21 protein-coding genes are annotated in these 25,024 nt (G+C 44.9%); 8 read left to right on the top strand and 13 right to left on the bottom strand.

All coding sequences use genetic code 11. The features are described from left to right. Positions 1 to 38: 38 nt before the first annotated feature. The gene (locus ACFI6L_RS18605; RefSeq protein WP_014948999.1) at positions 39 to 590 is read right to left on the bottom strand and encodes a carboxymuconolactone decarboxylase family protein; all 552 of its coding nucleotides are present in this window, start codon (positions 588 to 590) and stop codon (positions 39 to 41) included. Between the two features lie 149 nt (positions 591 to 739). Between ACFI6L_RS18605 and ACFI6L_RS18610 the strand changes: the two genes are divergently transcribed. Continuing rightward, on the top strand, positions 740 to 1,330 hold the full coding sequence (locus tag ACFI6L_RS18610) for a TetR/AcrR family transcriptional regulator (RefSeq protein ID WP_462574595.1): 591 nt from the start codon (positions 740 to 742) through the stop codon (positions 1,328 to 1,330). Positions 1,331 to 1,407: 77 nt separating this feature from the next. Here ACFI6L_RS18610 and ACFI6L_RS18615 read toward each other — a convergent pair whose 3' ends face one another. From ACFI6L_RS18615 to ACFI6L_RS18625, 3 genes are all read right to left on the bottom strand, one after another. Next, the gene (locus ACFI6L_RS18615) at positions 1,408 to 1,890 is read right to left on the bottom strand and encodes a hypothetical protein (RefSeq protein ID WP_462574596.1); all 483 of its coding nucleotides are present in this window, start codon (positions 1,888 to 1,890) and stop codon (positions 1,408 to 1,410) included. An 81-nt stretch (positions 1,891 to 1,971) separates the two neighbouring features. Beyond that, positions 1,972 to 2,148 (bottom strand): hypothetical protein, encoded by a 177-nt coding sequence (locus tag ACFI6L_RS18620; RefSeq protein WP_014948996.1) that lies wholly within the window; start codon positions 2,146 to 2,148, stop codon positions 1,972 to 1,974. Then, complete coding sequence (locus tag ACFI6L_RS18625; RefSeq protein WP_462574597.1) at positions 2,148 to 3,347, bottom strand: FAD-dependent monooxygenase; 1,200 nt, start codon at positions 3,345 to 3,347, stop codon at positions 2,148 to 2,150. Before ACFI6L_RS18625 ends, ACFI6L_RS18620 begins: the two co-directional genes overlap by 1 nt. Before the next feature lie 305 nt (positions 3,348 to 3,652). Here ACFI6L_RS18625 and miaB point away from each other — a divergent pair, with 305 nt between their 5' ends. From miaB to ACFI6L_RS18655, 6 genes are all read left to right on the top strand, one after another. Next, a complete protein-coding gene (gene miaB / locus ACFI6L_RS18630; RefSeq protein WP_014948994.1) occupies positions 3,653 to 5,086 on the top strand; it encodes a tRNA (N6-isopentenyl adenosine(37)-C2)-methylthiotransferase MiaB in 1,434 nt (477 codons plus the stop codon). Between the two features lie 29 nt (positions 5,087 to 5,115). Continuing rightward, positions 5,116 to 6,198: a PhoH family protein gene (locus ACFI6L_RS18635; protein ID WP_039216249.1), complete on the top strand. Its 1,083-nt coding sequence runs from the start codon at positions 5,116 to 5,118 to the stop codon at positions 6,196 to 6,198. Then, positions 6,195 to 6,671, top strand: coding sequence for an rRNA maturation RNase YbeY (gene ybeY, locus ACFI6L_RS18640; RefSeq protein WP_014948992.1), 477 nt, complete (start codon positions 6,195 to 6,197; stop codon positions 6,669 to 6,671). Before ACFI6L_RS18635 ends, ybeY begins: the two co-directional genes overlap by 4 nt. 116 nt (positions 6,672 to 6,787) lie before the next feature. Then, on the top strand, positions 6,788 to 7,645 hold the full coding sequence (gene corC, locus ACFI6L_RS18645) for a CNNM family magnesium/cobalt transport protein CorC (protein ID WP_014948991.1): 858 nt from the start codon (positions 6,788 to 6,790) through the stop codon (positions 7,643 to 7,645). A gap of 106 nt (positions 7,646 to 7,751) precedes the next feature. Further along, positions 7,752 to 9,257, top strand: a complete 1,506-nt coding sequence (gene lnt / locus ACFI6L_RS18650) for an apolipoprotein N-acyltransferase (RefSeq protein ID WP_014948990.1) — start codon at positions 7,752 to 7,754, stop codon at positions 9,255 to 9,257. Positions 9,258 to 9,374: 117 nt separating this feature from the next. Beyond that, a complete protein-coding gene (locus tag ACFI6L_RS18655; RefSeq protein WP_283645234.1) occupies positions 9,375 to 10,673 on the top strand; it encodes a Xaa-Pro dipeptidase in 1,299 nt (432 codons plus the stop codon). Between the two features lie 211 nt (positions 10,674 to 10,884). On the opposite strand, the gene pta is transcribed toward ACFI6L_RS18655, so the two are convergent. Then, positions 10,885 to 13,026, bottom strand: coding sequence for a phosphate acetyltransferase (gene pta / locus ACFI6L_RS18660; protein WP_338853370.1), 2,142 nt, complete (start codon positions 13,024 to 13,026; stop codon positions 10,885 to 10,887). 44 nt (positions 13,027 to 13,070) lie between these two features. Next, a complete protein-coding gene (locus tag ACFI6L_RS18665; RefSeq protein WP_462574598.1) occupies positions 13,071 to 14,252 on the bottom strand; it encodes an acetate kinase in 1,182 nt (393 codons plus the stop codon). Between the two features lie 389 nt (positions 14,253 to 14,641). Here ACFI6L_RS18665 and ACFI6L_RS18670 point away from each other — a divergent pair, with 389 nt between their 5' ends. After that, a complete protein-coding gene (locus ACFI6L_RS18670) occupies positions 14,642 to 15,091 on the top strand; it encodes an Hsp20 family protein (protein WP_014976128.1) in 450 nt (149 codons plus the stop codon). Positions 15,092 to 15,191: 100 nt separating this feature from the next. Here ACFI6L_RS18670 and ACFI6L_RS18675 read toward each other — a convergent pair whose 3' ends face one another. The 7 genes from ACFI6L_RS18675 to dapB form a co-directional block, all read right to left on the bottom strand. Beyond that, on the bottom strand, positions 15,192 to 15,584 hold the full coding sequence (locus tag ACFI6L_RS18675; protein ID WP_014948986.1) for a DUF3224 domain-containing protein: 393 nt from the start codon (positions 15,582 to 15,584) through the stop codon (positions 15,192 to 15,194). A gap of 91 nt (positions 15,585 to 15,675) precedes the next feature. Continuing rightward, positions 15,676 to 16,215: an NUDIX domain-containing protein gene (locus ACFI6L_RS18680; RefSeq protein ID WP_014976126.1), complete on the bottom strand. Its 540-nt coding sequence runs from the start codon at positions 16,213 to 16,215 to the stop codon at positions 15,676 to 15,678. A 10-nt stretch (positions 16,216 to 16,225) separates the two neighbouring features. After that, positions 16,226 to 18,076 carry a hypothetical protein gene (locus ACFI6L_RS18685; RefSeq protein WP_462574599.1) on the bottom strand — a complete coding sequence of 617 codons (1,851 nt, stop codon included), beginning with the start codon at positions 18,074 to 18,076 and terminating at the stop codon, positions 16,226 to 16,228. A 437-nt stretch (positions 18,077 to 18,513) separates the two neighbouring features. Further along, entirely contained in the window at positions 18,514 to 18,990 is a 477-nt protein-coding gene (gene greA, locus ACFI6L_RS18690; protein ID WP_014948981.1) for a transcription elongation factor GreA, read from the bottom strand. Between the two features lie 117 nt (positions 18,991 to 19,107). Further along, complete coding sequence (gene carB, locus ACFI6L_RS18695; RefSeq protein ID WP_462574600.1) at positions 19,108 to 22,329, bottom strand: carbamoyl-phosphate synthase large subunit; 3,222 nt, start codon at positions 22,327 to 22,329, stop codon at positions 19,108 to 19,110. 13 nt (positions 22,330 to 22,342) lie between these two features. Further along, the gene (gene carA / locus ACFI6L_RS18700; protein WP_014948979.1) at positions 22,343 to 23,473 is read right to left on the bottom strand and encodes a glutamine-hydrolyzing carbamoyl-phosphate synthase small subunit; all 1,131 of its coding nucleotides are present in this window, start codon (positions 23,471 to 23,473) and stop codon (positions 22,343 to 22,345) included. Between the two features lie 371 nt (positions 23,474 to 23,844). After that, positions 23,845 to 24,648: a 4-hydroxy-tetrahydrodipicolinate reductase gene (gene dapB / locus ACFI6L_RS18705; RefSeq protein ID WP_014976121.1), complete on the bottom strand. Its 804-nt coding sequence runs from the start codon at positions 24,646 to 24,648 to the stop codon at positions 23,845 to 23,847. Positions 24,649 to 25,024: the final 376 nt, after the last annotated feature.

The raw sequence follows: 25,024 nt of genomic DNA on the forward strand, positions 1-25,024 counted from the left end.
GGAAGCCTTGCTTCCGTTTTAAAAGAGCTATCAAATGATTATTTAGGCGACCAATCAAATTTTTTGAAAGGTTCGTCTACAGGCGTATCGGCCAAATGATTGGTATAATTACTCATCACTTTTTGCGCCAATATAAGTATGATTTCTAACAATTGCTGATGCTTGTATCCAGCGCTGTAAAATGCGTCAAGCTGCGCATTATCAACATTACCTCGCCCGCGAGTTACAGCCAGCACAGTTTCTTTAAGCGTATTCAATTTGCTGTCAGACAGTGTTTCATCGTTTCGCAACTCTTCAATTAGGTCATCGCGCACTTTCATACTCTTAGCAATACCCGTATGCGCTGGAACGCAGTAATGACACGCGTGCTCTACATTCACTGCCTGCCAAACCACCGTTAACTCTTCTGCATTGAACGATGTTTCTTGCGCTAGTTTATGCAGCACTTGATAGCCTTCAAGCAAAGTCGGCGCTTCTGCCATTACTGCATGTAGATTTGGAATCATTCCAAATGCTGCTTGCGAATTATCAAGTAAAGGCTTCGCTGCTTCTGGCGCACTCTCTTTCGTGTGTAAAGTAAAATCGCTCATGTCACTCTCCTATTGATGTGATCAAAAACTGCAAGCAACGCTTTGCGCTACTCACTACTCGTATGCCAATAATAATAGGTTTACTTGAACGATCGTTCAAGCGATAATTGAACATATGTTCAAAATATTCACGTATAAGGTATGCAGCGATGAAATATGACCACGATGAGATTATAGAAAAAGCCACTACGCTTTTTTGGCAACGAGGCTTTCAGGCGGCTGGCATGCGTGATATTCAGCAGGCATTGGATATGCGCCCCGGTAGTATTTATGCGCGTTTTCAAAGCAAAGAAGGTTTATTCAAACTTGTTGTTGAGCATTATGCAGACAACAGTGCAAAACGTTTAAAGCAAGTCACAGAAGCTCAATCACCTTTAGATGCTCTTTATCACTTTTTTGAAACAGCATTAACTGGCCCCGACGAGCAACGCTACATGCGCCAGTGCTTGCTGGTTAAGTCTATTGCAGAATTAGAACTCATTGGTGATATTGCGAAAAAAGCTGTACTTGAGAGCATGCAAACCCTAAAGGCTGGTTTTAGAAATATTATTGAAGCCTGTATCGAAAAAGGTGAGCTGCCTGAACATACGCCAACGTCAACAGCCGCAGAGTGGCTTCAAAATCAGTTCGTTGGCTTACGAGCGTTTGCCTTACTGCAAGACGATAATCAAACAACTATTAAGATGATAGACAAAGTCATTATCGACTTGAGAGGACAATGGCCACAACAAACACATTAATGTAGATGAAGGCTTACAAAAACTGACGCAGTGCATTTCATGAAAATTGCCGTGAAACCAGTTGGATGAGCCCTTGTTTACTTAAACAAGCGGTCCGGAATGAACCGTTTAATCCAAGTGGAAAAACCATTTTTGTCCGTTTTCACATTAACGTAGGCTCGCTTTACCTCAACCCACTGTTCCTGGTCAACAGTCACTCTACCATCAGCAAACGGTACATATAGCTGATCGCCTTCAAAGTGGGTTCTAAATTCTAAGTAAAAGTCGCCGTGTAACTCCTCAAGTAAGGCATCGGACTCCCCTAACCCGTTGGGGAGGAAGTAATGAAACCGAGTGAGAATAAGACTTCCTTCAGCACTTAACTGGTAACTGCCTGCATAGCCATCCCAGCAGGCAGACATCACCACAACCTTTTCAGGGTCAGGTTTACTCTTCAACTGATAAAAGTGTTTTTCGCCTTCGTCTGCTGGATGCCCTTGCCAAATATAATAAAGGCTATAGCCTTTTAGATTAACCCACGGACATTGATTGGAGAACCCTTGCGAAAATTGTACGGTCATTCCTTTGAACCTTTGAAAAAGTGAATTGATTTGAGTTCGGCAAGTGGCTAGATTTTGTGACTTTTTAAACCTAAGCAGCAGCTAAGAGAACAGTAACCGCAACAACTGGGCGATAAGCAAAATCCCCATTAAGGGCCAAATCCACTTAGCCCATTTCGCAGCATCCTCATTACTGATTCGCATTTTAGAGCGTTCTATTAGCGGTATAATCAATGCTAGCGCACCAAATAACACCGCCAGTAAAATTAACACTTCCATTATCGTAACCCTATCGCATATTTGAGCACTTCTTGTTTAGCAGGCTCTATGCGCTGCGCCACAGAAAGAAGCTGGTTTCTTATCCATTTTATGGGGGCAACGTCATTGCTAAACAAGGTATAAAACCCATCCATTGCCGTCATCATCACCAAATTATCTCGCTTTCGTGGCTTTTCATAATTGCTGATAAGCCTTTGAGAAAATACTTTATCGGTTAGCGACAATGCGTTGTCGCTACCGAATGGCTTGAATTCAGTACACACAGAAAGAAAGGTTTCTACATCTTTAAAACCTAAATTAACCCCCTGTCCGGCAAGCGGATTAATAGTGTGTGCTGCATCACCAACTAACGCACAACAGCCTTTCACATAGTGATTGGCATGAGAACGGGTAAGCGGAAAAATCGCTTTATCAATAACCGAAAAGCGATTGCCATTTCTGGTCAATTCATCGGGAAACGTTTTAAGAATTTCACTTTCAAGTTGGCTCGCTTTTAAACTTTTAATCCGTTTGAGTTCGTCAGGCGAGTCATACCAAACCAGCGAAGCGAAGTTATCAAACATAGGTAAAAAGGCTTTAGGGCCACTCGATGTAAACTGCTGCCAGGTTACAGGTTCAACGGCGTTCTCCATCTTTATAGTGATCCCCATCGCCTGCTGCGCATATTGCCAACCTGTGGTGCCAATGCCCGCCGCCTTTCTTACCTGAGAGTTTGCACCATCTGCGCCAACAAGCCAGCTCGCTTCAATGGTTCTGCCATTCGAAAGGCTGACCTTAGCCGTATTCGTTAATTGAATATCTTGCACCGTTTGTCCGGTAATGAGCTCTACATTGTCAAACTGCTTTAATGCGTGGTGGCACCCCAGCTGCAACAATCGGTTTTCCACAAAAAAGCCTAGCTGGGGCATGTCGATACTTTGTGCGGTAAAGTCTGTTCGATGGGCTGGGTCGTCCCACACGCTTAGGCCTGTGTAAGGTTTAACACGCATGGCGGCTATGTGTTCCCAAGCGCCAAGGGCTTTTAACAGCGTTACCGATGCTTCGCTGATGGCTGAAACCCTTAAGTCAGGCCCCTTCTCAGCGTTAAAAGGTGCTGGTAGATACGGCTCTATCACTGCTACCTTAAACTGCTGCTGAGCAAGTCCCAACGCAAGTGCAGCACCTACCATACCGCCGCCATTTATACAAAAATCGACCATTTACTCTCCTTAAAACACGCACTTGCATTATGTCTTAAAACACAAAGCGCTGTGAAGTAAAACGTAGAACTGGCTTGCCCTAGATCAATTCTTAACGAATCGTCTCAAGATACTGGGAATATGCTTGCATAACAGGTAAAATATGCGGCTATTTTGAACATCTTCCTGTAACTGACATTATCAGTGTTTTTTACGTGATGATTTAAGCGCCTCACGTAAAACAACATTCTGGCAGCCACCTTTTCTAAACAACGGTGAAACTGCTCTCACTTACAGGAACACTAACAGGTTATCGAATAGTTGTTATGACTAAAAAGCTGTATATCAAAACCTGGGGCTGTCAAATGAACGAGTACGACTCGGAGAAAATGGCAGACTTACTAGACTCAACGCATGGCTACAGTGCTGCTGAAAGTGCTGAAGAAGCCGATGTTATTTTGCTTAACACCTGCTCTATTCGTGAAAAAGCACAGGAAAAGGTGTTCCACCAGCTGGGACGTTGGAAAACACTTAAGCAAGATAAACCTGAACTTATTATCGGTGTGGGCGGCTGTGTAGCCTCTCAAGAAGGCGATACCATTCGTCAGCGCGCGCCATTCGTAGACTTAGTATTCGGTCCACAAACACTGCACCGCTTGCCTGAAATGATCAATCAGCTTCAGGGCGGCGCAAAATCAGTGATTGACGTGAGCTTCCCGGAAATTGAAAAGTTTGATCGCCTGCCTGAGCCACGTGCTGAAGGCCCAACGGCGTTTGTTTCAATCATGGAAGGCTGTTCAAAATACTGTACTTTCTGCGTAGTGCCTTACACTCGTGGTGAAGAAGTAAGCCGACCGGTTGACGACGTATTGCTTGAAATTGCTCAGCTTGCAGGTCAAGGCGTACGTGAAGTAAACCTTCTAGGTCAAAACGTTAACGCGTACCGCGGTGAAAATTACGACGGTACAATTTGTCGTTTCTCTGAGCTGCTTGAATTGGTAGCGGCCATCGACGGTATCGACAGAATTCGTTACACCACCTCACACCCGGTTGAATTTACTGATGACATTATAGAAGCATACGCGTCTATTCCGGAGTTAGTAGACCACCTACATTTGCCTGTTCAAAGCGGCTCTGACCGTATATTGAACTTGATGAAGCGTGGCCATACAGCAATCGAATACAAGTCTAAAATGCGTAAGCTGAAGAAAATTCGCCCGAACATTAGTTTGTCGAGTGACTTCATTATTGGTTTCCCAGGTGAAACAGATGCCGACTTTGAAGCCACCATGGATTTGATTCAGGCAGTCGATTACGACCTTAGCTTCAGCTTTATTTACAGTGCTCGCCCGGGTACGCCTGCTGCCGACGCAGTAGATGACGTAAGTGAAGAAACTAAGAAGCAGCGTCTTCACCTACTACAGCAGCGTATTACGCAACAGGCTCTTCGTATTGCTCGTCACATGGTTGGCACAGAGCAGCGAATTTTGGTTGAAGGTCCGTCAAAGAAAAACCCAATGGAGCTTTCGGGACGTACTGAAAATAACCGTGTAGTGAACTTCGAAGGCACACCAGACATGATTGGCGAATTCGTTGATGTAAACATCACTGACGTATTCACTAACTCATTACGTGGTGAAGTTGTGCGCAGAGAGAGCGAAATGGGCTTGCGTGTTGCCGTTTCGCCCCAATCTATCATGGCAAAGCATCAGGCAGATCTGCCCGATGAGCTTGGCGTGGGTCAATTTAACCCAGCCTAAATACATTTTATAGCGAGGAAAAAAGTAGCTTGAGTACATTGGTTAGTAACGAATTTGAATTAGAACCGGCAGATAGCAAACGTTTGTCGAGTTTATGTGGCCCCTTTGATGACAACATTAAACAAATTGAGCGCAGGTTAGGGGTAGAAATTACCTACCGAAATAACGCATTCAAGGTGTTGGGTGAACCGCAGCAAATAAAAAGTGCCAGCGAATTACTTAAGCTTCTTTATATAGAAACTCAGCCTATTAAGGGCCGTATTCCCGAGCTAGAAGCAGAACAAGTTCATCTTGCCATTCAAGAAGCCCGCGTTATTGAAAAAGACGCAACCGGCGGCTATGGCAAAGAAGTCAATATTAAGACCAAGCGCGGTGTGATTAAGCCGCGTAACCCTAACCAAGCGCAATATGTGGCGAACATTGTAAACCACGATATTACTTTTGGTATTGGACCTGCCGGTACGGGTAAAACCTACCTAGCGGTCGCTGCTGCTGTGGACGCGCTTGAGCGACAAGAAATTCGCCGTATCTTGCTTACCCGCCCGGCGGTAGAAGCGGGTGAAAAGCTCGGTTTCTTGCCCGGCGACCTTTCACAAAAAGTTGACCCGTACCTTCGTCCGCTTTACGACGCCCTATTTGAAATGTTGGGCTTCGAGAAAGTAGAAAAGCTTATGGAACGCAACGTCATTGAAGTTGCACCGCTGGCCTATATGCGCGGTCGAACGCTGAACGATGCCTTTATTATCCTGGATGAAAGTCAAAACACCACGGTAGAGCAAATGAAAATGTTCTTAACCCGTATTGGCTTCAATTCAAAAGCGGTGATCACCGGTGACATCACGCAGGTAGACTTACCTCGCGGTGCAAAATCAGGTCTTCGTCATGCTATTGAAGTGTTAAGTGAAGTGGATGACATTTCTTTCAACTTCTTTAATGCTGAAGACGTGGTCCGCCACCCTGTGGTTGCGCGCATCGTAAGAGCCTATGAAGTGCACGATGCTGAACAAGAGCGTCTTCGCAAAGCACGTAAAGAAGAAGCGTTGCGACTTCAACGTGAACAGGCTTCTCAAGACGATAACGCCACGCAAACGAAAGACGACAACGCATCGTGAGTGCCATTATTGATGTACAGCAAGCGTTTGAAGGTGACGAGGCCATTTTGTCGGCCATTCCCTCACCTTCGGAACTTGAGCTTTGGGCTAACGCCGTGCTCAAGTACGAAGGGTTAGCTGAGCAAGAAGTGACCATTCGCTTTACTGACGAAGCCGAAAGTCAAAGCCTTAACCATGAATACCGAGGAAAAGATAAACCTACAAATGTTTTATCTTTTCCGTTTGAAGCGCCTCCAGGTATAGAAATAAACCTTTTAGGCGACCTGGTTATTTGTGCCCCCGTTATTAGTCGAGAAGCCGAAGAACAGCATAAAGACGTAAGCAACCACTACGCGCACATGACTGTTCACGGGCTATTGCATTTAATGGGTTACGACCATATTGATGATGCGGAAGCTGAGGAAATGGAAAGCAAGGAAATTGATATTCTTGCGCACCTTGGCATTGCTAATCCTTACGAATCTATTGATTAACAATTCAATATAAACCATTGTTAGTTAAGTACTTTAACACTTAATAACAATAAAACATTGACGACCAGCGAGAACCATTTTAACGTTGGCGTTGAACTAACAATTAAACGGACATTATGAGCGACGATAATCCTCACTCTACCAACGGCTCATCAGGCAAGAGTTGGTTAGATAAACTAAAAAATTCAATTTCTGGCGAGCCGAGAAGTAAAGAAGAGTTAGTATCGGTTATTACTGATGCTGAACAGAACGAAATCATAGACCCACAAACCCGCGAAATGATTGAAGGGGTTATTGGGGTAAATGAAATGCGAGTAAGGGATATCATGATCCCTCGCGCTCAAATGACCACCATCGATGTAGAGCAAAAGGTAGAAGAGTTTTTACCTGTAATGCTTGAATCTGCTCACTCCCGTTTTCCCGTTATCAGCGAAGATAAAGACCACATCGAAGGTATTCTGTTAGCAAAAGATCTTTTAGCTTTTGCATTTAACGCGGAAAAAGAATTCAACCTTCGCGATATTCTGCGCCCTGCGGTTATTGTCCCAGAAAGCAAACGCGTGGACGTTCTGCTTAAAGAGTTCCGTCAGCAACGCTACCACATGGCCATTGTTGTAGATGAATATGGCGGTGTGTCTGGTCTAGTCACGATTGAAGATATCCTTGAAATTATCGTGGGTGAAATTGAAGACGAATACGATACGGAAGAAGATGGTACCGATGATATTCGCCCGTTAAATAAATCAACATACTCTGTTAAAGCCTTAACGCCGGTTGACGATTTTAACGAGTTTTTTGAAACCAAGTTTAGCGAAGAAGAAGCCGACACTATTGGCGGCATCGTGCTAAAAGCATTTGGTCATATGCCTGAAACCAATGATGAAATCACCATTGGCGACATTCAGTTTAAAGTGACTAACTCTGATAAGCGCCGACTTATCCAACTTAAGGTTTCAGTGCCTTCGCTCGAATAGTGAAGTAACGCAAACTACGCCTGTTTCAGCATAGGGCAGCATGATTTTATGCGTGCTCACCTTATGCTGACATAACAACTCTATTAACCACGATCAGATGACTCCTATGCTGAAACGGTTTACTCCCCACCTTCTTCTTTTACTAAGTGGTGCAAGCTTAACCCTTGCTTTCGCTCCCTTTAACATGTGGCTTTTAACTATTCCTGCGCTTGCACTTGCTATACGTCAGGTGATAAAGCTCAAACATCGCCCATTTTTAGCCGGATGGCTGTTCGGTGCGGGATGGTTTGGAGCGGGTATAAGCTGGGTTCATGTGAGCATTGCCGACTTTGGCGGGCTTCCTATTGCGGCATCTATTGGCATTATGGCGTTACTATGTGGCTACTTATCGCTTTATCCTGCGCTTGCCACCAAGTTAACCGCCAAGTTCTTCTCTCCTCAATTGTGGCCAATGACGTTACCTCTTTTCTGGGTTGCGGCTGAGTGGTTACGAAGCTGGATGCTAACCGGCTTTCCATGGTTATCTTTAGGGTATAGTCAACTAGAGAGCCCTCTTTCAGGCTTTGCGCCAATCATCGGAGAAACGGGAATAAGCGCGCTTATCGTTATCAGCGCTACGCTATTTGCGTTGATACACAATAAGCGAACTTTCGCCAACGCAGTGCTAGTGGCACTGTGCTTATTTACCAGTGGCTACCTTCTTAAACAACATACTTGGGTTGCCCCCCAAAAAAACTACTCAGTAGGCATGGCTCAAGGCAACATCGCGCAAAGTCTGCGATGGGTGCCAGAGCAAGATGGTCCAACCATGGACACCTATTGGAAATTAACTGAAAGCTTATGGGATAACGACCTCATCATTTGGCCTGAAGCCGCGGTTCCTAAGTTAGAACCATTAGCCCAACCTTATCTTGCTAAAGTTAACGAAAGAGCCTTTCAAGAGAACACGGCACTTATTACGGGTATTGTTAATTACAACTGGGAAACTGATGAAGCGTGGAACAACCTAATTGTGCTAGGTAAACGTACGCCAGATGCCGCTTATCCCGACTATCAATATTTCCACAACAACCGATTTTCGAAACATCATCTATTGCCCGTAGGCGAATTCGTACCTTTTGAAGACTGGCTTCGCCCGCTCGCTCCCCTATTCGATTTACCTATGTCATCATTCTCTCGAGGTGACTATCAACAGGCAAACCTTGAAGCTAACGGCATTCACCTAGCCCCCGCTATCTGTTTTGAAATTGCGTTTCCTCATCAAGTGATGGCAAATGTATATGAAAATACCGACATGATCATAACCGTGAGTAATGATGCGTGGTTTGGTCACTCACATGGACCTGCTCAGCATTTGCAGATAGCGCAAATGCGCGCCCTTGAGTTAGGCCGCCCTGTCGTTAGAGCGACAAATAATGGCATTACGGCTTTTATAGACCACAGAGGCGAAATAACTGCTCGGCTACCTCAATTCATGGCAGGTAATATTTCGGCGCCAGTTGTCGCAACCAGAGGGTTTACACCGTATTACCATCTTCAAGAGCTAGGTGTTTGGTTTATAGTTATTTTGCTATTTGTTAGTGCGTTGCTTCTTAGACGAAGACAGAGATGATCTGTACAAGTTAAAGGTACCGACACAATAGTCATTCAATAATAATACTAACTCGATGTAGGACATGCTGAGCTTATTTTTTGCAAAGTTCAATGTGTGCTAATTAAGGAAATACTTGTGAACTGGGTTTCTCTTTTTTCAAAAAAACTACTCACCTTTTCAATCACTGCCATTGTTTGCTCTACTGCTGTTTTGGCAGAGACAACGGTTATTACTGCAGATCGCATGATAGACGTTGCTAACGGGAAAGTCGTCAAACAGGCGGCTGTTATTGTAACGGACAATATAATTACTGCATCTGGTCGCCTTAAAGACCTGACAGTTCCAAACGAAGCAACACGTATTGATTTAGGCAATGCCACGCTAATGCCTGGGTTAATGGATATGCACGTACACTTAACCAGTGATGCAACTCGACACGGGTACAAGCGTTTAGAAGTATCACTGCCCCGCGCGGCTATTACTGGCGTTAAACACGCTAAAGCAACGTTAGATGCAGGTTTTACCACTGTGCGTAATGTGGGCGCACCTGGTTTTGCTGATGTTGCGTTAAGAGATGCCATCAACGCGGGCGACGTAGTGGGACCGCGCATGTTTGTAGCTGGGCCAAGCCTGGGCGTAACTGGCGGCCATTGTGACAGCAATCTTTTGCCCTATGAGTATGACAATTATAGCGAAGGTGTAGCCGATGGCCCGTGGGAAGTACGCAAAAAAGTACGTCGAAATATTAAGTACGGCGCTACCGTGATCAAATTCTGCGCTACAGGTGGCGTTTTGTCTAAAGGCACAAAGGTAGGTGCACAGCAATACACATTCGAAGAAATGAAAGCCCTCATTGATGAGGCCCATTTGCGTGGTTTGACAGTAGCGACTCATGCTCATGGCACTAATGGCATTAAAGCAGCCATTAAAGCGGGTGTAGATTCAGTAGAACACGTAAGTTTGCTTGATGACGAAGCGATAGATTTAGCGAAAAAGAACGGTACTTACTTCTCTATGGATATTTACGTAACTGAATATATTCTGGGTGAAGGAGAGAAAGCTGGTATTCTAGAAGAAAGCCTGAATAAAGAGCGTATTGTTGGTAAAACTCAGCGCGAAAACTTTGAGAAGGCAGTTAAAGCTGGTGTAAATATGGTATTTGGTTCCGATGCCGGGGTTTACCCTCACGGTGATAATCCTAAGCAGTTTGCCCGGATGGTGAAGTTCGGTATGACCCCCATTCAGGCTATTCAAGCTGCTACTATTAACCCTGCCCGCTTACTGAAACAAGAAGCTACCCTTGGAAGTTTGGAAAAAGGTAAGCTGGCAGATATCGTCGCAGTGCCCGGCAACCCACTAGATGATATGAGCCTTATGGAAAAAGTGGGCTTTGTTATGAAAGATGGACAAATTGTGAAGCAGTACGCGATGTGATGAATGGCCGCTAAAGGAAAAATTTTAGTTTGTAGTTCATAGATTGCAGCTTGCTGCACAGAGCAGAGGATAGCCGCTACGCAAGGTTAATAGCTTAGCAATACATCACACTGCATCAGACTAAAAAATAAAAAACGGCGCTAACTTCATTTGAAGTAGCGCCGTTTTTGTTAGCAGCAACTACCTTACAACAGATAGGTAGTCTACCCTGTTAAGCGTTACCTGCCGCCTGAATAGCAGTAAGTGCTATGGTAAATACAATATCGTCAACCAATGCACCGCGACTTAAATCGTTAACGGGCTTTCGCATGCCTTGCAGCATTGGGCCAATACACACTAGATCGAAGCTACGCTGTACCGCTTTGTAAGTGGTATTTCCGGTATTGAGGTCAGGAAAAACAAACACGTTTGCCTTACCAGCAACAGGGCTATTTGGTGCCTTGCTCTTGCCCACACTTTCGATAGCCGCTGCATCGTATTGAAGTGGACCATCAATAAGTAAATCAGGGCGAAGGCTTTGCGCAATTTTGGTCGCTTCTCTCACCTTTTCTACATCGCTTCCTGCACCTGACGAACCAGTGCTGTAGCTAATCATCGCAACCCGCGGTTCAATGCCAAACATTTGTGCAGATTCCGCAGATTGAATAGCAATATCAGCGAGCTGTTGAGCGTTGGGATCTGGGTTAATTGCACAGTCGCCGTAAACCAAAACTTGGTCAGGCAACAGCATAAAAAATACTGACGACACCAAAGACGCGTTTTCAGCGGTCTTTATTAACTGGAGCGCTGGGCGAATAGTGTTCGCAGTTGTATTTACTGCACCTGACACTAATCCATCCACGTCATCTTGCTGAAGCATCATCGTGCCCAGAGTTACGTTATCTTCTAACAACTCTTGGGCAACCACTTTCGTCACACCTTTATGGCCGCGTAGCGCCACTAAGCTCTCAACATAGTCTTTTTTAATGGCCGACGGCGAGAGAATCTCAACGCCTTCGCTCAGTACAACACCTTGCTGTTCTGCTACCCGTCTAATCTCAGTTTCATCGCCTAGCAATACAGGACGAGCAAGACCCCGTTTGGCACAAATAGAGGCCGCCACCACGGTTCTTGGCTCGTTTCCTTCAGGAAGCACAATGCGTTTATTTACCTGCCTTGCACGGTTTGTTAGGTAAAAACGAAACGCTGATGGAGAGAGTTTTTTCTGGCGCGACACTTTTTGGGTAAGTGAATTTACCCAACTTGCGTCTAAACTTTCCGCAGTGTGAACCATCACCTTTTCAATGCGTTTACTGTCATCTACAGGTACTTCCTGATTAAAAGCGTGAAGTGCTTGTGCTGTTTGCCACGTATTGGAATTTACCAGCATAACCGGTAAACCCGTTTCCATGGCCTGGCTACACAACGCCATAATGTTTTCATCCGGCTGATAGCCGCCGGTAAGCAAGAGCGCGCCTAGCTTTGTGCCGTTTAATGCAGCTAAACAGCACGAAACAAAAACATCGCCGCGATCACCCGACATTACAAGTAGCGCTCCCGGCTTTAAGGTGTGCGTCATATTGTGAATTTCTCGCGCGCAAAACGTGACACTACTTAAACGCCGCTCAGCCAACTCGCCTTCGTTTAACAAGCTAGCGTTAAGATGCTTCGCTACGTCGGTGGCGCGAGGAGATACTAAATCAGCGCTCCAGTCAATTGTGCCAAGTAGACTCAAGCCCTTTTTGAAAATAGGCAAATCACGTAAGGCTTGGGTTCGCTCTTCGTCGTGCTCAGGGGCTTCTATTGCGCCAATATCAGCGCGTAAGCGACCATGTTCATCAAAAGGCGCGTTAACCTTGTTGAAGATACAGCCCACTACTTTTTGACTTTTGTGACCGCCATAGGTGTCTACAACGATTTCGAGGCGATGATTGATATCCGTGGTCGACTCATTTCCCGGCACAGCCACGAAAACGATGTCGGCATCAAGTGCCCGACTAATTTCTAAATTCAGGCGCTCTGCATAAGGATGATGGCGAGTTGTCACCAGTCCTTCAATAACAGTAACAGCCTCTTGAACACTGCTTTCTTCAAACCGCTCGATGATCTCCTCTAAGAGCTCATCGGTGCTGTCGTTACTGATCATTCGCTCTACGTATTCAAGCTCGAAAGGCGTGATGGGCGACACACTGGCATGGTGCGCAATAATTGCTGTAGAGCGCTCTTCGCCGTTATCGCCTTTACGTGGCTGTGCAACGGGCTTAAAGAAATTGAGCTTTATGCCTTGTTCCTCGATAGCACGAACAAGGCCCATGCTGACCGTAGTTAGGCCAACACTTGTGCCTACGGGGATCAACATAATTCTGCGAGACATAGTTACTCCTGCTTTTGCTAACGCGTTGGCGTTGCTTATATAATTTACGCGAAGGTTGCAGCTTCTGCGGCTATCACCCATTCTTCATTTGTAGGCACAACATAAACTGCCGTTGATGCGATATCAGCGGTAATCTTTCCACCTTGACCAAATCGCGCGTCGGTATTTCTTTGCTCATCTAAGCTAATTCCAAAGTGAGCGAAATACCCCATAGTTGTCTCACGAATAAGCGATGAGTTCTCCCCTATTCCGCCTGTAAATACAATAGCGTCTAACGTGGGTACGGCTACCATATAACCCGCGATGTATTTAGCTAAGCGATAGCAAAAAATTTCAATGGCCAATAATGCACCTTCGTGACCTTCAAGCGCCGCATCTTCAAGGGTTCGACAGTCGTTACTCAGCTCTGAGATACCAAGTAATCCAGACTGTTTGTTCAGTAAATCACTTATCTCATCTGCGGTTTTGCCAAGCTTCTTCTGCAACGTTCCCGGTAGACTCGGATCTAAGTCGCCACAGCGAGTGCCCATAACTAAACCTTCAAGAGGAATAAAGCCAAGGCTTGTGTCTACCGCCACACCTTTTTCTATAGCCGACACACTGCAGCCATTGCCTAGGTGGGCACTGATAATGCTGGTATCTGAAACCGGCTTCTCAAGAGTTTTTGCCATGCTATCAAGTATGAACTTGTGACTGGTTCCATGGAATCCGTAGCGTCTTATGCCGTGCTCGCGATAAAGCGACATGGGTAAAGCATAAATGAAGGCTTTTTGGGGTAAGGTTTGAAAGAAAGAAGTATCAAATACGACTACGTGAGGCAGGTCAGGGTAAGCCTCTTGCGCCGTGACGATCCCCTTTAGGTTCGCCATATTATGAAGCGGAGCCATGCTTGCATAATCTTCAATTGCTTTTAGTACGCTATCATCGACAAGTGCAGCCTGCTTAAACTTTTCACCACCATGAACAACACGATGCCCTATTGCGATAGGCTTAACGCCCGTACTAGCGATAACTTCTGAAATTGCGCTTAACGCTTCGGTATGGCCAGCTTTTTCAGGTAGTGCGCGTTTTTCTTTTTTGCCGTTTAACTTGTAAGACAAACTAGCATCACTATTACCTAGTGCTTCAGCAATACCAGACAGTCCAGCCTCTCCAGTGTCAGCGTCAATTATCGCGAACTTTACGGACGAACTGCCGCAATTTAAAACTATAACTTCTTTCTTCATTTTTTAAATTTACAAATAAAAGTGGTAAGACATTTTGCTTAACCAAATTGTAGCATTTATAAACAACCGGATTGGTTAAACAATTGCTAAATGTTTTATAAAAAACATCGCATACACTTATTGTATGTGAGGTTTTTTCTCAATATTTATTGAAAAGCACGCGATTCATTTCATGCCGTAAAAAAAGAAACAAATAAAACCAATAAATACATACACTTAAAATTAAATCCAAGTTTTTTGGAAAAAATATGCATTTTCTTTCTTGAAAAGTATTTGGGCCATTCCTATATATGTTTTGTCGACGCTGAAAGGTCAGGTCGACAAAACCGCCGCCGCAGAGTCGGGGCATTTAAACTTTTAACATATTGCTTAATTTTGAGGATATGACTATGCGTACTATCGATCTATCTCCACTTTACCGTTCATTCATTGGTTCTGATCACCTAGCGTCATTAATTGACGCAGCATCTCGTGCTGAGAAGCAAAGTACCTACCCGCCGTATAACATAGAGTTACTTGGCGATGACAAGTATCGTGTAACCATGGCTATTGCCGGCTTTAGTAAAGACGACGTTTCTATTCAGGTTGAAGAAAACACGTTGACGATTACGGGCACGAAGAAAACGGAAGCGGACGATAAAGAAAGCAAAGAGCGTAAGTTCTTACACAAGGGCATTTCAGAGCGTAACTTTGAGCGTAAATTCCAACTTGGCGACCATGTAAAAGTGCTAGCTGCAGATATGGAAAACGGTCTGTTACACATCGATATGGAGCGAGTCATTCCTGAAGCCAAGAAGCCTCGTCAAATAGAGATTGGTTCTCGTTTAATTGAAAATTAATAGTTAGTTTCTTGGTTTGTTTCCCAACTTTTAGCGGCGCCTTTCGGCGCCGTTTTTTTGGGCTTAAAAAAATCGCTTTTCGTTGCCGCTTACCCGTTACTCACGCGTTGTCGATTTCAATGGCGTAATCAGCTTTACCCGATTCACCAGACTTAAAGTTACCTCGAAGGTTTTTTCCCGTCAGTTCACCTGTAGCAGACCCTTCAATTGATATAAATTCGCTGCTTGCAACTCCATTCTCAAACTTACCGGCATGCTGAAAAGTAACCGTGCCGCGCATACCGTTTACTACGCCAACGAAGGTTTCAAACCCGGTAAATTTGGCAGACATCTGAGATTGATAAGACATCAAAAACTCGACATTAGATTCGCCACTCATTTCACCAGAATACACCTGCTTAATACTAGCGTGAGATACCTTAATTCCCTCTGATCTTTCACTAAGTGTGTCTTCGTCCCATTGAGTAATGGAAAAACTTCCTTTGAACGCCATAAATATCTCTTTATAAATGGTTTTTAGTTATAAACTGTAAACCCTAGCTTCTCAGAAAGAAAAAAACAGTCAGCAAATTGTAACAGGGTGTTTAGATAATCCCCTTAAGCATGGCTAACCCCACTGCGTTACAGGTGCTTGCGTCCTTGATTTCTCCACGTTTTATTTTCTCCTTTAACTCATTTAAGGAGAGTGAAACAACGCGCAAGTCTTCTTCCTCAACATCGAGTTTTTGTGCGCCTTGGGTGAGGCCTTTAGCTACATAAATGTGATAACCCTGATTACAAAAACCGTATGCTAAATATTGAAAACCCACATATTCCATTGAATCTGCAGTTAAGCCAGTCTCTTCTTTAAGTTCACCTTTCGCCAATTCAACAGGGTCGACATCAGGGTTACTTTCCCATGCACCTTGAGGCAACTCAAGCTGGCGCTCTTTTATGGTATAGCGATATTGCTCAACCATGTAAACCGTATCGCCTTCTATCGGCAAAATAATAGCGAAGTCAGGCTTTTCCACCACGCCGTAAATGCCTTCGTTTCCACTGCTGCGTTGTATTTTGTCTTCTCTTACGCGAAGCCATTTGTTTTCGTACACAACTTTTGTATCTAGTGTTTTAATATCAGCCATGCCTCACTCCTCACTCACTGTCTTTTTCGTTTCGAAGAAAACCTGCACTTTCTTCCGTCTCTTTAAGTGTTAGGCGATCGTCAGGGTTTTTATTAAACGCTCGGGTTTGTTGATTAACTTGATGAATGGTACTTGCATTGGCTAAGTCTGATTCATTAGTGATTGAAGCGATGGTCTCTCTACCGCGTAAGAATGCTTTAATTTCGTCGACGATTTCCTTCAATTCTCCGTCGTTTTTGTTCATTCCCATTACAAAGCGCGGGGCTTCCAGATTGTTCATACCGCTAGTGGCGAATATAGAAGTGTTAATTCGGCTAGTAATGATCCACGGTGTGATACTGCTTCTAACTACGACATTTTCAGACCGTGTAGAATCGTGAATTGCCATACCTGTTGAAACTCTAGACTCGGTATACGTGCCTTCGGTTTTCATGTACATCAGCAAAGAGTTAAAGTTCAGCTCGCCCCAAAACATGTGAGACGCGTTATTTAAAATACTTCCTGCCGCTCTGAAAGTAAGCCAAGCGAATATCAGCATGAGCAAATTATTGACCATAGAAAAAGCATTGTTCAACAGTGCGCTGTTATCTATACCGATATTGATAACCAGATGTAGTAGCTCAGCGAGCTGTACGCCAGATGAGTAAAACAATACCGCGGCAACAACGACGGCAACTTGCGCAATGGCGCTCAGCGTTACTTTAGCCCCTCTGGGTAATGCCAACCCCTCACTGAGGGTTGGCTGAGTTTCTATCAGTAATTCCCCTTCGAAACTACCCTTCCCTTCAGCCTGCTCTTTAAGCTTAGGAACAAAGTCTGCGTATATTCTGTTTGGGACTTCCTTGTAACGACGGTTGGCAAGCACGATGTTTTCTATATTGATAAAAATCTCATTGGGATGAACAGACTCTTGCATGTTTGCTCGAAATTCGCTGACTTCAGTTTGTGGTGTCACTAAATCCATGCGCTTTTTAAGTAATGGAAATACAAGACCTATCACCACGCCGATACTGATGAAAAGGTATACAAAGTTCAGCCAAGCGCTAAAAAAAGCGTGTTCTTCAGACCAGGTTTTAAGTTCATTGATATTACTTCCCACCACACCATCGAGAAACACACCCGCACCAAGAGGAACGACTAGTGCTAATCCAATGATTACACCAATTGACAACCCTCCCGCTTTAGCAAGTTGCGAGTTTCCTTCGTTATGGATGCCCTTTGCCGTAGAGGTCCAGTTGGCAACAAAATAGATAAGCAATACCAAAGAAAGAACAGGCATAACGACAATTTTTGCGACTTCACCTGCAAAGCCATTACTTACTAAAAAATAGACGATGGCGTAGGTAACTAAGCCCACGATAAGTGTCGCCCCCATGGCTAAAATTTCTTGGGCAAGATGGCGTAGCGGGTAAGGTAAGAAAACAAGCTTAGGAAAAACGCTGTGAACTAGCCGAGCGAGCCAGCCTTTTGGCTCCTCAAAGGTAGTATTTCGTCTTCCCATAAGCATAGAGTGCAGTGACTCTTTTGAGTAAAGCAGGGATTTTTGCTCTGCCTGAGCAGCATCTTGTTCAGATTTTGAGAAGTTGTAGGCCAGTGAAGTGGGAACCGTTCTACCTACAAAAAAGCGCATAAGTTGAAGGATACCAACCGCCGTATGGCGTATTCCCGATACCACTAAAACAAAACCAACCGCTAGCAAGGTATAGCCTTTCACCTTGTTGGCGTCAAATATTGCCGGCACTGTGAAAACAACGTAAACCGCTAACAATAGCGTTAAGACACCACCCAGTGTTCTAAGCGCTCCTTCTGTCTTAAATGGGTTCTTTATCCCTAGCGTCTGAGAACCAAAATCATAAGCCATGATGCATCCTTTCGAAAACAAAAGGAAAAATCATACTTAGTGTAAGTAGATTGAGCAATGATTTTAAGTAGAGCGCCCCGCCAGTCAGAGACTACAATTTTTTAAGCTCGGGCTATTAACCGTTCTTAATCTACGTTAAACCCCGCAATAGTGCGTTGCAGTAACTGGTTGTTGCGCTGCATTAAATCGCATGTATTTTGGGATAGGAAAACGCAAAAGTGAGCTAACGGGACAGCGTCATCACTTAATTTTATTCTTAAAGTACGAGCGCAGGAACAGGGTTAACCGTTGAGTTCAATCAATGCTTATTAAACAACAATACACAGGCAAGAAAGTTAAAAAACGCTTTGGCTTAACAGATTACAAATCCATGATCGGATTCAGAAGTTTTGTGACGGAAAATAAAGCCAGCAGAAGGACTCTGCTGGCTTGCGTAGTTAGATATATTCTACTTCGATGATTTCAACTTCAACTGCGCCGGCTGGCGTTTGAATCGTTACCATGTCATCAAGCTCTTTGCCTATTAGACCACGAGCGATAGGTGAATTAACCGAAATCAAGTTGTTCTTAATATCAGCTTCGTCATCACCAACAATACGGTAGGTGGTTTCTTCATCGGTATCGACGTTTAGAATGGTTACGGTAGTACCGAAAATAACCTTACCCGTATTTTCCATTTTGGTAACGTCGATAATCTGTGCATTTGATAGCTTGCCTTCAATATCTTGAATGCGGCCTTCACAGAAGCTTTGCTGCTCACGGGCCGCGTGATACTCAGCATTTTCTTTTAAGTCACCATGTTCACGTGCTTCGGCAATAGACTCGATAATACGTGGGCGTGTTTTGGTTTTTAGCTCATTTAATTCGTCACGCAGCATTTGAGCGCCGCGCGCTGTCATTGGATACTGACTCATGAATACCGTCTCACTTAGCTAGTAATTTAAACAGAAAAGTGCGCCGCGAAGGCGCACTTTTTATTCGTTCACACAAATGTAATATTGCTAGGATACCTCGTATCCTAGCGTATGTCATTAGTGTTTGAGTCTAGCGTGTAGTTCTTGAACTGACGCCACTTTATTGCGGTCATCAGCAGACTTAGCACGGATAGTTGCGAACGCTGCGTTCATTGTCGTGGTGTAGGTTACCTTGTTTAGCAAGGCTTCACGACGAATGTACACTGAGTCGGTGATGGCTTGACGACCTTCTGTTGTATTAATCAAATACGCGTATTCGCCATTTTTGATTGCATCAACAATATTAGGGCGGCCTTCAGACATCTTATTAACCACAGTACTCATGATGCCTGCATCATAAAGCTCGGTAGCCGTACCGCGGGTAGCTTCAATGCTGAAGCCCGCTTCAACCAACGCTTTAGCTAAAGCAATCATACGAGGCTTGTCGGTATCACGTACTGAAATAAGCGCTTTACCTTGCTTAGGTAGTGGCGCACCCGCACCTAGGTTAGCCTTCGCATACGCCTCTTCAAAGGTATCACCAACGCCCATTACTTCACCCGTAGAGCGCATTTCTGGGCCTAGCAGTGGGTCAACACCTTGGAACTTAGCAAAAGGAAGCACCACTTCTTTCACAGAGTAGAACGGAGGAATAACTTCTTCTGTTACGCCCTGCTCGGCCAAGCTCACACCAGCCATGGCACGCGCTGCAACTTTTGCAAGAGGCACACCTGTTGCTTTAGACACGAATGGAACGGTACGTGCTGCACGAGGGTTAACCTCGATTAGGTATACTTCACCATCTTTAATCGCAAACTGTGTATTCATCAAGCCGACTACGCCAAGTTCAAGCGCCATGGCTTTAACTTGTTCACGCATAACATCTTGAATCTCTTTTGAAAGCGAGTGTGGTGGCAATGAACACGCAGAGTCGCCCGAGTGAACACCCGCTTGTTCAATGTGTTCCATAATGCCGCCAATCACTACGTCTTTCCCGTCGCAGATAGCATCGATATCAACTTCGATAGCATCGTCTAGGAACCTGTCTAGCAATACTGGCGCGTCGTTAGACACTTTAACCGCTTCATTTAGGTAGCGCTTAAGGTCTTTGATGTCATAAACGATTTCCATCGCACGACCACCTAGCACGTAGCTTGGGCGAACAACCAGCGGGAAGCCAATCTCTTCAGCCATAGTTAGCGCTTGCTCAACGTTTGTTACCGTGGCATTTGCAGGCTGCTTAAGATTAAGCTTGTTCACCATTTGCTGGAAGCGCTCACGGTCTTCAGCTCGGTCAATTGCTTCTGGCGACGTACCTATAACCGGTACACCGGCTGCTTCTAGGGCGCGAGCAAGTTTAAGTGGCGTTTGACCACCATACTGCACGATAACGCCTTTTGGCTGCTCTTTAGCAACGATTTCAAGCACATCTTCCAGCGTTACTGGCTCGAAGTAAAGACGATCTGATGTGTCGTAATCGGTAGAAACTGTCTCAGGGTTACAGTTAACCATAATGGTCTCGTAACCGTCTTCACGCATTGAAAGCGCCGCGTGAACACAGCAGTAGTCGAACTCAATACCTTGACCAATTCGGTTCGGGCCGCCGCCCAATACCATAATCTTGTCTTTGTCAGTCGGCGCTGCTTCACACTCTTCATCATACGTTGAATACATGTAAGCTGTGCTGGTAGAGAATTCTGCTGCACAAGTGTCTACACGTTTGTAGACAGGAGAAATACCAAAACCGCGACGGGTCTCACGAATATCGCTTTCTGCCACTTTGGTTAGCTCAGCAAGACGCGCATCAGAGAAACCTTTTCGCTTAAGTGCACGCATAAAGTCAGCATCAATACCCGGTAAGCCAAGCTCAGCCACTTTAGCTTCAAGAAGGATAAGGTCTTCAAGCTGCACTAAGTACCAACGGTCGATATTGGTAAGGTTGAATACTTCTTCAACCGTCATGCCCATACGGAATGCATCACCGATGTACCAAATACGCTCTGCACCAGGTTGACGAAGTTCATAAACCACTTTATTGCGTGATTCAGGGTCTTCAAGGTCAACCATTGGATTAAGGCCTGTCGCACCAACTTCAAGACCGCGTAGGGCTTTTTGTAGTGATTCTTGCTGGTTACGGCCAATGGCCATCACTTCACCTACAGACTTCATTTGGGTAGTCAGTCGGTCGTTTGCACCGGCAAACTTCTCAAAGTTAAAGCGTGGGATCTTAGTCACTACGTAGTCAATAGACGGCTCGAACGACGCTGGCGTTAGGCCGCCGGTAATATCGTTAGCCAGTTCGTCTAGCGTATAACCTACCGCAAGTTTCGCTGCTACTTTTGCAATTGGGAAACCCGTTGCTTTAGAAGCAAGCGCAGATGAACGCGATACGCGAGGATTCATTTCGATGATTACTACACGACCAGTTTTCGGATCTACACCGAACTGTACGTTTGAACCACCGGTTTCAACACCAATCTCGCGCAGTACAGCCATCGCTGCATTACGCATTAGCTGGAATTCTTTGTCAGTCAGGGTTTGTGCTGGAGCAACTGTGATTGAGTCGCCGGTATGCACGCCCATAGGGTCGAAGTTTTCGATAGTACATACAATAATGCAGTTATCTGCTTTATCGCGTACTACTTCCATTTCGTACTCTTTCCAACCTAGCAACGATTCATCGATAAGAAGCTCGTTGGTAGGAGAAAGGTCTAAGCCACGGTGACAAATTTCATTAAATTCATCAATGTTGTACGCGATACCGCCGCCGGTTCCACCCATGGTGAAAGACGGACGAATGATACAAGGGAAGCCGATGCGGCTTAGTACATCGTGCGCTTCATCCATGCTGTGCGCGATTTCCGCACGTGGACATTCAAGGCCGATGTTTTTCATTGCTTTGTCAAAGCGCTCGCGGTTTTCTGCTTTATCGATTGCATCTGCCGTTGCACCGATGAGCTCACAACCGAACTCTTCAAGTACGCCGTGCTTGTCTAGCTCTAGCGCACAGTTAAGCGCAGTTTGTCCACCCATTGTAGGTAAGATGGCATCTGGACGTTCTTTTTCAATGATCTTGCGAACTACTTCCCAGTGAATAGGCTCGATATAAGTCGCATCTGCCATTTCTGGGTCGGTCATAATGGTTGCTGGGTTAGAGTTAACCAAAATAACACGGTAGCCTTCTTCCCGAAGGGCTTTACACGCTTGCGCGCCTGAATAATCGAATTCACAAGCCTGGCCGATAACAATAGGGCCAGCACCAATGATAAGAATACTTTGTATGTCGGTACGTTTTGGCATAGCGGGCTAATTCCTACTGCTTGTGTTGTTCAATAAGTTCGATGAAGTGGTCGAATAACGGTGCCGCTTCATGAGGACCTGGGCTGGCTTCAGGGTGACCCTGGAAGCTGAACGCAGGCTTGTCGGTGCGGTGAATACCCTGCAGCGACTTGTCGAACAACGAAATGTGAGTTACTTCTAGGTTATCTGGCAAGCTAGACTCATCAACTGCAAAACCGTGGTTTTGGCTAGTGATCATAACTACATTGCGCTTAAGGTCTTTAACCGGGTGGTTTGCACCGTGGTGACCAAACTTCATCTTCACTGTCTTCGCACCACTTGCTATAGCAAGTAGCTGGTGACCAAGACAAATACCAAATACAGGCGTACCGGTTTCGACGATAGTTTTGATTGCGGTTACTGCGTAGTCACACGGCTCTGGGTCGCCCGGGCCATTTGACAAAAATACACCATCAGGATTCATGGCTAGTACGTCTTCAGCAGGCGTTTGCGCTGGTACTAACGTAACTTTACAACCGCGGTCAGCTAGCATGCGAAGAATATTATTTTTAACACCGTAGTCAAAAGCAACAACGTGATATTTGAACTCGCTTGGTGTTACATAACCTTTACCAAGTTCCCAACTGCCTTCTGTCCATGTTTTTGGCTCAGTAATACTTACTACTTTTGCCAAATCCATGCCTTTAAGGCCAGGGAAAGCTTTTGCTTGCGCTAGTGCGCTAGACTCGTCTAATTCATCAGAGCAAATAATGCAGCCGTTTTGTGCACCTTTGTCTCGCAAGATACGCGTTAAGCGACGTGTATCAATGTCGGCAATACCCACAACGCCTTTCGCTTTAAGGTATTCAGACAAAGTTTGCTGTTGACGAAAGTTACTAGCAACAAGAGGTAGGTCACGGATGATTAGACCTTTCGACCAGATTTTATCTGCTTCGACGTCTTCTTCGTTAGTGCCGGTGTTGCCAATGTGTGGATAAGTAAGGGTGATGAGTTGTTCAGCGTAGGATGGGTCGGTGAGAATTTCTTGATAGCCGGTCATGGAAGTATTAAAAACGACTTCCCCAACGGCGGAGCCTGTAGCGCCTATCGCCGTACCTTTAAAAACAGAACCATCCTCTAACACCAAAAGGGCAGAATTAGCCAAGTCAACCTCCAGATTAAGGATAACTATGTGTTTGTGCAGTTTTCTGCACAAACCCCACAAAAAACGGGAGTTATTGATAACAATACATCCCGTTTTACGATCTTTGCAGCTAATAAAACCGCACTCTTCAGCCATTTTGGCGGCCTCAGAATACGAAATTCTGGCAAATTCCGGCGAGTATACATCACTGACCGAAAATGGCAAATTTATTTGTAATAATTTACTAAAATACCGCTTATACCACCATTTTTGCGCAGAACCACCGAAAGTACGGCTTATTGCTCATTTAAAGTGCAACTTTAGTTTAACACTTTGATAACGCCCTCAAGCTCGCCTGCTAATTTAGCTACAGCATGCTGGCATAAAAACGCCTATAGCTTTAAATCCAGTACATCAACCATGGAGTATAGACCAGGTTCTTTTCCATACAACCACTTTGCTGCATGCACTGCACCTTTCGCAAAAGTAAGTCGACTTGATGCCTTGTGCGTAATCTCCAGGCGCTCACCAATATCTGCAAATAAGGCTGTGTGTTCACCGACAATGTCTCCGGCTCGAATTGTTGCGAAGCCAATAGTACCTTGGTCGCGTTCAGGCTCTTTTCCTTCTCTGCCGTATACAGCGCAGGTTTTTAAATCACGGCCCAATTCGTCAGCAATGGCTTCACCAATGGCCATGGCTGTACCAGAAGGCGCGTCTTGTTTAAATCTGTGATGTGCTTCTGTTATTTCGATGTCAGCCGTTTCACCCAGCACACTTGCAGCTTGTCGAACTAGGGAAAGCATTAAATTTACGCCCACACTGTAATTAGCCGCAAATACGATAGGTATATGCTTTGCTGCTTCGTCGAGTGCCGCTAACTGTGAATCGTTTAATCCAGTAGTTCCAATAACAACAGGCATTTTATTTTTAACGCACCACGTAAGATTACTTTCAATAACCGAAGGCAGGGTGAAATCGATCATTACATCTGCATCATTACCACTTAAATCTGATAGCGCAGTACAATCAACGTCTTTTTTGCCAATGCCCGCAAGTTCGCCCACATTTAGTCCAACCCAAGGTGAATCATCGCGTACCGTTGCCACGCTAAGTTGTGCATCGTCACTTAAATCTAGCGCTTCAACTAAAACCCGTCCCATACGCCCGTTGGCGCCAAATAATCCTACTTTCATTTTTTCGTTTTACACTTTTATAAACCTTCAACTGTGAGGCATTTTGCCAAATGCCGTCACTATTGCAATGTGAGATTCATATTAAATAGGCATAACAAGGAATCGGTAAGATTTAACTACTACCAATCTGCATAGTTCTTTGCCAAAACTTCAAGCTCGGATGTAAAAAAATTCAGTACACGATGCTTAGGACATGTTGAGCGTTACTGCGCATTTTTGATGCAAAGATCAACATGTCCTAATTGCAACACTAAGACAAACAGAGGTTTTCTGCCGTTGGGCCTACTTGTTTTATAGAGTAAGTTAAGCGACGCTATGGCAATTAACAGATGACCGAGCACTTATTCGTCACCGCTGAACGGCAAGTGTGGATAAG

It is taken from the genome of Alteromonas sp. G4i35 (assembly GCF_054960375.1).

Coding starts and splice junctions, on each gene's coding strand:
- miaB (WP_014948994.1), top strand. CDS start 3,653: ATGACTAAAAAGCTGTATATCAAAACCTGGGGCTGTCAAATGAACGAG.
- ACFI6L_RS18685 (WP_462574599.1), bottom strand. CDS start 18,076: ATGGCTTATGATTTTGGTTCTCAGACGCTAGGGATAAAGAACCCATTT.
- ACFI6L_RS18625 (WP_462574597.1), bottom strand. CDS start 3,347: ATGGTCGATTTTTGTATAAATGGCGGCGGTATGGTAGGTGCTGCACTT.
- lnt (WP_014948990.1), top strand. CDS start 7,752: ATGCTGAAACGGTTTACTCCCCACCTTCTTCTTTTACTAAGTGGTGCA.
- ACFI6L_RS18610 (WP_462574595.1), top strand. CDS start 740: ATGAAATATGACCACGATGAGATTATAGAAAAAGCCACTACGCTTTTT.
- greA (WP_014948981.1), bottom strand. CDS start 18,990: ATGAGTCAGTATCCAATGACAGCGCGCGGCGCTCAAATGCTGCGTGAC.
- ACFI6L_RS18680 (WP_014976126.1), bottom strand. CDS start 16,215: ATGGCTGATATTAAAACACTAGATACAAAAGTTGTGTACGAAAACAAA.
- pta (WP_338853370.1), bottom strand. CDS start 13,026: ATGTCTCGCAGAATTATGTTGATCCCCGTAGGCACAAGTGTTGGCCTA.
- carB (WP_462574600.1), bottom strand. CDS start 22,329: ATGCCAAAACGTACCGACATACAAAGTATTCTTATCATTGGTGCTGGC.
- ACFI6L_RS18670 (WP_014976128.1), top strand. CDS start 14,642: ATGCGTACTATCGATCTATCTCCACTTTACCGTTCATTCATTGGTTCT.
- ACFI6L_RS18665 (WP_462574598.1), bottom strand. CDS start 14,252: ATGAAGAAAGAAGTTATAGTTTTAAATTGCGGCAGTTCGTCCGTAAAG.
- ACFI6L_RS18605 (WP_014948999.1), bottom strand. CDS start 590: ATGAGCGATTTTACTTTACACACGAAAGAGAGTGCGCCAGAAGCAGCG.
- ACFI6L_RS18615 (WP_462574596.1), bottom strand. CDS start 1,890: ATGACCGTACAATTTTCGCAAGGGTTCTCCAATCAATGTCCGTGGGTT.
- dapB (WP_014976121.1), bottom strand. CDS start 24,648: ATGAAAGTAGGATTATTTGGCGCCAACGGGCGTATGGGACGGGTTTTA.
- ACFI6L_RS18675 (WP_014948986.1), bottom strand. CDS start 15,584: ATGGCGTTCAAAGGAAGTTTTTCCATTACTCAATGGGACGAAGACACA.
- ACFI6L_RS18620 (WP_014948996.1), bottom strand. CDS start 2,148: ATGGAAGTGTTAATTTTACTGGCGGTGTTATTTGGTGCGCTAGCATTG.
- corC (WP_014948991.1), top strand. CDS start 6,788: ATGAGCGACGATAATCCTCACTCTACCAACGGCTCATCAGGCAAGAGT.